We start from the raw sequence: 8,990 nt of genomic DNA, 5'->3' as shown, positions 1-8,990 counted from the left end.
CAGGATGAGATTTATGGGTATATCGATGATAGATGTAGACGTTTATCATTATCAACAGCCGTAAATGATATTTACAGATTTGATCTGTTGAAAGAATTTCTGAATGAGAAGTGTACAAGCTGTAGCAGCATTACTGATAAAAAATGGGAAGAACTGGAGAGAAGCTATAAAGCATTTTTATATAAAAAAGGATTGGCGCTGTACGTTAGAAGAAATAGACCGGATAGGCGGAATGTTGAGCAACAAAATAGCGCTCAGGTTTCTTTTCTGAAAATGTATTATGAGTATGTTGTGAAGTGTAAAACAGCAGATATTTCAGAAAATGAAAAAGATGTATGGGATATGAGAAAGCTGGATATTGTGCCAAGGAGTAATCCGATTCGTGGAAGATATAGATTAGATTTTCGTGAGATTAGGCAGAGAGAATTTAAAGAGATAATAAAGAGAATATTGTATAGCCACTGCCAGACAAAAGCAATGGGTAGTATAAAAGGCGAATTGTGTGGATTCCGTCGGTTTGCTAGATTTATGTATGATCGGTTTCCAGAAGTAAAGCATTTTACAGAAATTCGCAGGGATATGATAGAAGATTATCTGGTTTATATAAAAACGGATACCGGTCTTACATCAGTCAGTTACACAACAGAACTGTCGGTTTTGGATAATCTGCTGGATGAAATTGGGCGGGAACTGGAAATAGATAATTTATGCAATCTTTTTCTGTCCAGTGATTGCAGAGCATATGACAACGCTTTGCCAGAAGCGTATTCAGATGCAGAAATCAGGAGATTTAATAGTGCATTAACAAAATTAAAGCCCCAGTTAGGAAGATGTCTAATAATACATCAGATGCTCGGTACAAGAATAGAGGATACGTTGACTTTGCGAAGGGATTGCTTATCTGAGAAATCTGGGCATTATTTTATAACTATTCTCCAGCATAAAACAAGGAAATACAAAAGACCAGTCAGCGATCAGCTGGCAGAAGTGATTAGAAAAGCAATAGAAGTTTCAGAAAAGGACCATCCAGATTCAGAATATATTTTTCTGCAAGATAATGGGAAATTATATACAGATTCAATGCTGAAATATCATGTAAATATCATGATTTATGAAAATGATATCAGGGATGATAATGGAAATTATTTTGAGTTTCGTACACATCGTTTTAGACACACTTTTGGAGTAAAACTTACAGAAATGAAATTAGATGATGATAGCATTGCAAGGCTGTTGGGGCATAAGGATACACGAACCATACCACATTATCGGCGGTTAAGAAACGAAGCATTAGCGGAGGATACAAAGGCTGTACGAGATGAAATGAATGAATTATTAGCACAATACAGGAGGGAAAAGGAAAATGCAGAAACACGATAAAATGGTAGCACTGGCAAAAGAAAAAAGTGCGGAAATGACGGAAACAGCAATAACAGCTATTGAAACAATGTATAGAAAAAATATAAAAATTTCAGTTGCTGAACTTACAAAATTAACAGGACTTTCCAGAGGTTTTTTCTATAATAATCCGAATGTGAAACAGGTCATGATGGAATTGAAGGAAAAACAACAGGGAATGATATTGCGAAATCCTAAAAGCGATGCCATTGCAAAAGCACAGGAAGCACGGATTAAGAGTTTAGAACAGAAATTATCCGATAGTGTTCCGAAAAACGAATATGAGAATCTACAGAAAAAATATGAAGAATTACAAGTGAAATATAGTCAAATGAAAAAGGGAACACTGTTGAAGATGTACGACCAATTATAGGAAGAAAAGGAGAATATTTTATGCAGAACGAAATTTACGATGAGAAAAATGGACTTACTTATATGTTATGTGGTGATTATTATTTGCCGGAATTGGCACTTAAAGATATTGAACCAACATATGGGAAATATGGGATGCTTCGTAAAAGCTATTTACAGGAACACAGAAGGGCAAAATATCAAATATTGTTGTTACAAGGAAAACTTGTTGAGCATTTGAATCAGATTGATGCAGAAGCAAGGGATAGGGAAGAACAATTAGTAAAACAGATGATGGAGAAACAAGGAATTACAGAGAAATTAAAAAGACAGGACAACATGGAATGGACTAGGAGGATGAATACCATTTGTCATGATGCAGAAGAGATGATTTTGACGGAAATGATATACACGAAAGGATAATGAACTGTATTGGATAGCAAGAATTTTGCAGCCCGGATAGCAAAAAAGTGGAAGTCCGGATAGCAAAAAAATGGAAGTCCGGATGGCAGGATTCTTGCTGTCCGGAAAGATAAAAAAGTGAGGGATTAAAAATGTTGGTTAAGTACATAATAAAAGTGTTTTTGTGTTTGATTCTTGTAGTAATGACATTGATTTGCTGGTTATTAAAAATTCCTATGATGTTGGGAAATATTTTTCTTTACTTTTTATCAATTATATTTATTCTGACAGGTGTTTTGAGCTATGGATTTGCATTGGAATCTGCAAGAGAATGTGGTCGAATGATAATAATTGGGATGGCATTTGGTGCAATACCAGACTTTGTCCCATTTTTGGGAAAAAGTTTAGAGACATTGGTTGACAAACTGTTGAGTATGACAAATGAATGAGAAAGTCGATATGAAAGAGGGCTGTGAAAGGTTCTCTTTTCTTTTTGCAACTGTGAAATGGCAAGATAATAACGTTATATACATTGTGTATTAGGTACAGATATTGTATTTCTGCATGATGGGAACATAGGGAGTCCATATAAAGGCTCTGAACACAGGCCATCCGGGTTCTCTCTCAACGGGCCACAGCAATTCAGCCAGAGATATGCTGAACCGTCTGGAAACTATGGTTTTAATGGGAGCCAGACTGCCGCTGGAGGCGGTCCGAAGCCAGATCGCTTCGGCTTTGGATATTCTGGTTCATCTGGGACGGCTGGGAGACGGAAGCAGAAAGGTACTTTCCATTGTGGAGGTAAGAGGTATATCTATGGGAGAAATAGAAACAGAGGAGCTGTACAGATATGACAGAGAAACAGGGCGGCTTGAAAAGACGGGTGAACCTAAAAATAGGGAAAAGCTTGGAGATACAGGAAATTGTTAGGATAAAAGGGAAAAAATGGGAGAAAACTGCCGTGAAAACCGGGAGAAAAGGGCAGCCAGGCAGGAGGATTTCCCTGCGGGGCAGCCCGAAGCCCCGGGCTCCGGATGGAAAGGATTACCAGGTTTACCGTTTGTCTGCTAAAGAATATATGGGGCTTTCGGCAATCGGACTGGGGCTTTGCGGTCTTACTGCCTATGTGTTTTACCGGAGTTTTTTTGCCTTTATTCTCCTTATGCCTCTTGGTTTTTTGTATCCTATTTATAAAAAAAAGGATCTGAAAAAGAAAAGGCTGCGGCAGCTGACGCTGCAGTTTAAAGAGGCGATCCAGGTTTTATCTTCTTTTTTAAGCGCAGGATATTCGCTGGAAAATGGTCTTTTTATGAGCGTGCGGGAATTGGAAGCGCTGTACGGAAAAGACGCTATGATCACAGAAGAATTTGAACGTCTGGCAGCAGGGGTTCGGATGAACCGGCCGGTGGAGCAGCTTCTTGCCGAATTTGGAGAACGGAGCGGGATTCAGGATGTGGATCACTTTGCTCAGGTATTTGGAATGGCCCGCAGAAGCGGTGGGGAGCTGGTAGAGATCATCCGGCAGAGCGCGGGGGTAATCCGGGATAAGATCCAGGTTCAGGAAGAAATACAGACCATGACAGCGGCACGGATCTTTGAACAGAAGATCATGAATGGCATTCCTTTTGGAATGATTCTCTATATTGATTTCACCTCTCCGGGATTTTTTGACATTATGTATGGAACCTGGATGGGAAGACTGATTATGACCTTATGTCTGGCTTTTTATATGGGAGCAGTCATGCTGTCTGGAAAGATTCTGGATATTGAGATATAAGGGGGCAAAGAATTGAAGAAATGGAGTGGGAGAAGGGAAGGCTTCTGGAAAAGGGAAACAATGTCACGCTGGAAAAAGCAGCTGGCATGTGCGGCCGCAGGACTGTTTTTAGGTATTTTAGCCCAGTATTCAGGGGGATTTGATCCGGTTTTAAAGGACGGATACATTTTAAACAGAAATCCTTTGGGACAGGAAGAAGAGACATATCTGCTGGAAGTAAGGGGGCTGGCAGACAGCAGGGAGCCGGAGCGTCTGGAACTGATCCTTGAGGCAGAGCAATATACAGAGAAGGAGGCTGAGGCAGTTTATGAGCAGGTTATAGGGGAACTTCCGGGGTATATTTTAGGGGATAATCCTTCACTGGAAGAGGTGCGGCTGCCTTTAAAGCTTATTTCAGAGCTCCCGGAATATGGGGTAGATTTAAGCTGGCGGTCCGGCTCTCCTGATCTTTTAGGATCAGACGGACAGATACATGGGGAGGGAGTGCCGGAGCAAGGGGAGCAGGCAGTGCTTTTTGTGCGGCTCACAGACGGGAACTGGCCCAGAGAATATGAAATTCCTGTAAGGATAAAACCGCCTCTTATGACGCCGGTTCAGAGGGCTGCAAAAGATCTGGAAGAGCAGATAAAAGAGATGGAGCAGGACAGTCGGTATGAAAGTGCATTTTCCCTGCCTCAGTTTCAGGAGGGGAATCGGCTGAGCTATGATATTCCGGGAGGGCTTCCGCCCATCCTTTCTCTTACGGCACTTGGTCTGGCGGGAGCGTTTTTGATAACGCTTAAGGAAACGGTGGATCTGAAAAAACAGGAGGAACGCCGCAGACAGCAGATGCTCCTTGACTATTCAGAGGTTTTATCGCGTCTTATCATTTTTCTGGGGGCAGGAATGAGTATCCGAAGTGCCTGGGAACGGATTGCTGTTGATTACCGCCGGTCGGTGGAACATGGGGTGCACCAGAAGCGGTATATATATGAAGAAATGGTTCTGACGGAGAGCCAGTTAAAAAGCGGTGTTTCTGAAAGTCAGGCATTTTATGAATTTGGAAGCCGCTGTGGCCTGCAGCCGTATATGAAGCTGGCTGCCCTTTTGGAGCAGAGCCGGAAAAACGGGGCCAGAAGCTTAAGGGAACGGCTGCGCCTGGAAATGGCAGATGCCTTTGAACAGCGCAAACATCAGGCCAGACGGCTGGGGGAGGAAGCCGGAACGAGACTTTTAATTCCCCTGTTTCTTTTGCTGGCAGTAGTAATGGTAATGATTGCCGTTCCTGCCTGGCTGGCCTTTGGATAAAGAACAGATTGATCAAATAAACGAGAAGGAGGAAAGAGCGTATGGAATTACAGAAGGACAGAGAAAATTTAAAGGACATTAGGGCGTTTGCGGCAGATGAATCCGGCGTGGGGGTGATTGAGCTGGTGCTGATACTGGTAGTCCTTATAGGCCTTGTAATCATTTTTAAGAAGCAGATCAATACATTGCTGGAAAACATTTTCAAACAGATCAACAGCAAATCCAAAGAGGTTTACTGATGAGGCACAGGGGGGAAGTGACGGTCTTTCTCACGATGATCCTGGTCAGTATCATGACGCTTCTTTTGGTAGTTGTGGAATCGGCCAGAGAGACGGGAGCCAGATTGTATCTGCGGATGGCAGCAGATTCTTCTATGGATTCGGTGATGGCGCAGTACCACAGGGGGCTGTGGGAGAATTACCGGATCCTGGGACTTGAAACAGGGGAAAAGGAAAGACTGGAACAGGAATTCGGCGATTTTTTTGCTCCTTATGCAGAGGCGGAAAACTGGTATCCGGTAACTCTTGTGGACACAGACAGGAAGGATGCAGTAATGCTTACAGAGGGACAGGGAGCCTACTTTGAGCAGGAAATCCTGGACTATATGAAGTTTGGGCTTATAGGCATGATCTGGGACAGCATGGATGAAAATGGAGCCAGAGAAATGCTCAGCCAGTTTAAGGATGCAGAGGGGATGAATGGCTGTTCTGTCCGCTATGAAGGCCATACCAGAGAAGCGGTCCGTGTGGAGGCAGCGCTGGAAAAGATAAACGGGAAGCTTGAAGAACAAAGACAGAACTGGGAACAGGGAAAGCGCTGTCTGGACGATCTGGATGGAAGCGGCTTGATCCGCAGGGCAGAGAGCATGATAAAAATATTAAAAAAGCTTCCTTCTCTGGTAACGGCCTATGAAAAGAGAGCGGACCGTTTAAACGAAGCTTTGAAGGAAAGCCGGCAGGATTTTGAGTCAAGAGAGGATCTGAGCGATGGATCAAGAGAGGCTTTAAGGGAGGAATTCGCCCAGTATGAAACATATACCGAAAAGGATGGGCAGAGGCGGATGGAGATTGGGGCTTTACGGGAAAAAAGCCGGGAAAATATCCTTTTTCTGGAAAATATTATCCGGGAAGCGGAGGATGTCATGGATTATATTGACAGCTGGGAGCCGGATGATGAAGATGACGAGCTGGATGAAGAAGCTCTGTGGGCCCCGGTGCGCAGTCATTTTTCACGATATCCCGTGCTGCGCCTGGGAATGGAATTTGGCGTAAAGGATAAGGAAAAGGAGGGATGGCTGGAACGGATCGGCGATCTGGCGTCCAAAGGGATTTTGGAACTGGTACTTCCGGAAGGGACGGTCGTATCGGGGCGCAGTTTAAAGCTGAATGGGTTTCCTTCAAAGGAGAGAACACCAGGTAATCCAGCCGGAGAAGGGAAGCGTAACCTGGGCGTACAAACTCTTTTGGACCGCCTTCTCGTGTCTGAATACGGGATCCGTTATTTTTCTGCCTTTAAGCCAGAGCCGCCATCCTTTTACCAGCTGGAGTATATTCTGTATGGGAAGGAGAAAGACAGGGAGAATCTGGAGGCTTCTGTCCTTCGGCTGACGGCATTGCGCCAGGGGCTGAATCTGGCTCATATTCTGAGGGATCCTGTTAAAAGGGAGGAAGCCCGCTCCCTTGCCATAGTGATTGCAGGAGGTACAGGGATGGCTCCGCTTGCAGCGGTATTGTCATTTTTCATTATGACGGTCTGGGCGCTGGGGGAGGCGCTGGCGGATGTGCGCTGTCTTTTGGAAGGCGGAAAGGTACCTCTTGTAAAAAGCAGTTCTCAGTGGAAGCTGGATTTACAGGGCCTTCTTGATCTGGGGGCCAAAGGCCGTCTGCCGGATGGGATAGGGAAAGGGGAGAAAGAGGAAGATGGTCTGGATCACAAAGGCTATCTTCGGCTGATGCTTTTTGGCGGATACAGTGAAGAACGGGTTTACCGTATGATGGATGTGATACAGACAGAACTCAGAACGGAACAACCGGATTTCTGCATGGCAGGTTGTACCTGCATGGTGGAAATGGAAGCGGAGTTTTGTGGAAAACCTGTGTTTTTTTCCGGCGGTCCGTGGAAAGACAGACAAAAAATACGGATGGCTGTTTCCGGCAGCTATCTGGATGATGAATAAAACAGATAATTTTTAGGAAAGGAGGCTCATGAGGATGCTCTTTTTTCGGAATCCAATACAACTTCATATAACACGCTACTCCTTACGATCAATGATCCATCAGGAACATACCTGTCAGAACCATCATTCAATGAAAATCGCACCTCTCCAAGTACGAACAGACACAGATATGCAGAACTATTTAAAAAGGATCCGAGTTTCCGAAAAGAGAGTATCCTCATGGGCCTTTCAGATGAAACGGATTCCTTGTCATATAAAGAAATATCATGCGGGCAATCGAATCCGCGGCAGTCTGACGCTGGAGGCGGCACTGGTATTTCCTTTGTTTGTGTTTCTCTGTGTCATACTTCTGATCCCTATGAGGATGATGGACCGGCAGAGACAGATTCAGGCAGCGGTAGAAACTGTGGGGGAAGAGATCAGCCAGTATGCATACAGCGCCTGGCTTTTGGGAAAGGAAAGAGAGGGGCAGATGGATGAGAGCAGGGATGAGCTGGCCCCAGATGGTATGAAAGATATTTTTGGATTTGCTGCCCAGGCAGGGATTGAAGCAATGGTTTTGGGACGGATAGATAAAAAATGGGTCAGAGATGTTTCGTTTATGAGAACAGCTATAGAAAATGACATGGTTCGTATTGTAATGACATACAGGATGCCGCTTCCATTTTCTGTATTTCGTATAGACAGCATAAAGGCAGAAGCGGTGTGTGTCAGACGTCTGTGGACCGGAGCAGAGGGAAACCGAAAGGGAAATTTGCTGCCGGGAGAGGACGAAATGGAGGAAATGGTTTATGTTGGCCGTAATTCGACACGGTATCATAGAAACAGGAACTGTCATTATCTGTTTAATGATTTAAAACGGGTGCAGGCAGGTGAGATGGATGGACTGCGTAATCAGGAGGGGAAACGGTATTATCCATGTCCATCCTGCAAAGCGGCTGATTCAAAAGGGCCTTTTTTTATCATGCCATGGGGAACAAGATATCACAGTACGGGACAGTGCGGGGCGATTCGTGCGTATGTGCAGACCGTGCCCTTAAGCGAAGTGGAGCATCTGGGGGAGTGCAGTTATTGCGGAAGGGGAAGCAAATAATGGAACAGTGGTTTGAAACAGCAATCGTAACAGCTTTCTGGATATTCACAGCTCTGGCGGCCTGGCAGGATTTAAAATGGGGTTCCATTCATATCGGAACGTTCATTGTTGGAGGAGCCACGGGGATTCTCTTGCAGGCAGGAAGATTTGCGGCTGTATCGGGTGCTTTGGGCAGCTGGAGGGCAGTTTGTACTCCGGCCTATGCTGTTTTACAGCTGCTGGGAGCGGCCTGTGTAGGGATCTTTCTTCTTTCCCTGGCCTATGTTACCCAGGAGGCCGTGGGTCTTGGGGATGGTTTTTTCTTTCTGGCTGCCGGATGTTATCTGGGGTTTATAAAGACAGTATTTCTTTTTAGTGCCAGTCTTCTGCTGTGTTTTCCTGTGAGCTCCTTTCTCATGGTTCGTCGGATATGGAAAGGAGATAAAGCAGCAGATCGGGGAAAGGAACGCCTTCCCTTTTTACCCTTTGTTCTTTTGGCAGCGGTGTTTTTACTTTTTTGGTGACAG

At 44.6% G+C, this 8,990-nt stretch carries 10 protein-coding genes and 1 pseudogene; all 11 read left to right on the top strand.

What is annotated here, in order from left to right; translation table 11 throughout:
* Positions 1 to 1,380 (top strand): tyrosine-type recombinase/integrase (locus tag WKT10_RS02235; protein WP_340275163.1); only part of this gene is annotated, 1,380 nt, incomplete at its 5' end.
* Complete coding sequence (locus tag WKT10_RS02230) at positions 1,364 to 1,771, top strand: DUF6262 family protein (protein ID WP_117592877.1); 408 nt, start codon at positions 1,364 to 1,366, stop codon at positions 1,769 to 1,771. The genes WKT10_RS02235 and WKT10_RS02230, both read left to right, overlap by 17 nt.
* Before the next feature lie 20 nt (positions 1,772 to 1,791).
* Positions 1,792 to 2,172: a TnpV protein gene (locus WKT10_RS02225; RefSeq protein WP_117592879.1), complete on the top strand. Its 381-nt coding sequence runs from the start codon at positions 1,792 to 1,794 to the stop codon at positions 2,170 to 2,172.
* A gap of 131 nt (positions 2,173 to 2,303) precedes the next feature.
* Positions 2,304 to 2,600, top strand: a complete 297-nt coding sequence (locus WKT10_RS02220) for a hypothetical protein (RefSeq protein WP_117592881.1) — start codon at positions 2,304 to 2,306, stop codon at positions 2,598 to 2,600.
* A 139-nt stretch (positions 2,601 to 2,739) separates the two neighbouring features.
* Positions 2,740 to 3,081: pseudogene (locus WKT10_RS02215) on the top strand (ATPase, T2SS/T4P/T4SS family); the annotation flags it as partial.
* Positions 3,082 to 3,229: 148 nt separating this feature from the next.
* A complete protein-coding gene (locus tag WKT10_RS02210; protein WP_096807404.1) occupies positions 3,230 to 3,928 on the top strand; it encodes a type II secretion system F family protein in 699 nt (232 codons plus the stop codon).
* 12 nt (positions 3,929 to 3,940) lie between these two features.
* A complete protein-coding gene (locus tag WKT10_RS02205) occupies positions 3,941 to 5,215 on the top strand; it encodes a hypothetical protein (protein WP_242962944.1) in 1,275 nt (424 codons plus the stop codon).
* Between the two features lie 41 nt (positions 5,216 to 5,256).
* Positions 5,257 to 5,454, top strand: coding sequence for a Flp1 family type IVb pilin (locus WKT10_RS02200; RefSeq protein WP_066545073.1), 198 nt, complete (start codon positions 5,257 to 5,259; stop codon positions 5,452 to 5,454).
* The gene (locus tag WKT10_RS02195; RefSeq protein ID WP_340275158.1) at positions 5,454 to 7,391 is read left to right on the top strand and encodes a DUF5702 domain-containing protein; all 1,938 of its coding nucleotides are present in this window, start codon (positions 5,454 to 5,456) and stop codon (positions 7,389 to 7,391) included. The genes WKT10_RS02200 and WKT10_RS02195 overlap by 1 nt, the downstream gene beginning before the upstream one ends.
* Before the next feature lie 232 nt (positions 7,392 to 7,623).
* Positions 7,624 to 8,484: a TadE/TadG family type IV pilus assembly protein gene (locus tag WKT10_RS02190; RefSeq protein ID WP_340275156.1), complete on the top strand. Its 861-nt coding sequence runs from the start codon at positions 7,624 to 7,626 to the stop codon at positions 8,482 to 8,484.
* Positions 8,484 to 8,987 carry a hypothetical protein gene (locus tag WKT10_RS02185; RefSeq protein WP_340275154.1) on the top strand — a complete coding sequence of 168 codons (504 nt, stop codon included), beginning with the start codon at positions 8,484 to 8,486 and terminating at the stop codon, positions 8,985 to 8,987. The genes WKT10_RS02190 and WKT10_RS02185 overlap by 1 nt, the downstream gene beginning before the upstream one ends.
* Positions 8,988 to 8,990 lie beyond the last annotated feature (3 nt).

The sequence above is a fragment of the Enterocloster sp. HCN-30185 genome (assembly GCF_037890305.1).
In the GTDB taxonomy this organism is placed as follows: Bacteria; Bacillota; Clostridia; order Lachnospirales; family Lachnospiraceae; genus Enterocloster.
Note: the sequence above shows the minus strand (reverse complement) of the source record. Positions and strands in the feature narration are given on the sequence as shown.

Bases quoted from the DNA above. Each gene is read 5' to 3' on its own strand.
- WKT10_RS02230 (WP_117592877.1), top strand. From the start codon at position 1,364: ATGCAGAAACACGATAAAATGGTAGCACTGGCAAAAGAAAAAAGTGCG.
- WKT10_RS02225 (WP_117592879.1), top strand. From the start codon at position 1,792: ATGCAGAACGAAATTTACGATGAGAAAAATGGACTTACTTATATGTTA.
- WKT10_RS02220 (WP_117592881.1), top strand. From the start codon at position 2,304: ATGTTGGTTAAGTACATAATAAAAGTGTTTTTGTGTTTGATTCTTGTA.
- WKT10_RS02210 (WP_096807404.1), top strand. From the start codon at position 3,230: ATGGGGCTTTCGGCAATCGGACTGGGGCTTTGCGGTCTTACTGCCTAT.
- WKT10_RS02200 (WP_066545073.1), top strand. From the start codon at position 5,257: ATGGAATTACAGAAGGACAGAGAAAATTTAAAGGACATTAGGGCGTTT.
- WKT10_RS02195 (WP_340275158.1), top strand. From the start codon at position 5,454: ATGAGGCACAGGGGGGAAGTGACGGTCTTTCTCACGATGATCCTGGTC.
- WKT10_RS02190 (WP_340275156.1), top strand. From the start codon at position 7,624: ATGAAACGGATTCCTTGTCATATAAAGAAATATCATGCGGGCAATCGA.
- WKT10_RS02185 (WP_340275154.1), top strand. From the start codon at position 8,484: ATGGAACAGTGGTTTGAAACAGCAATCGTAACAGCTTTCTGGATATTC.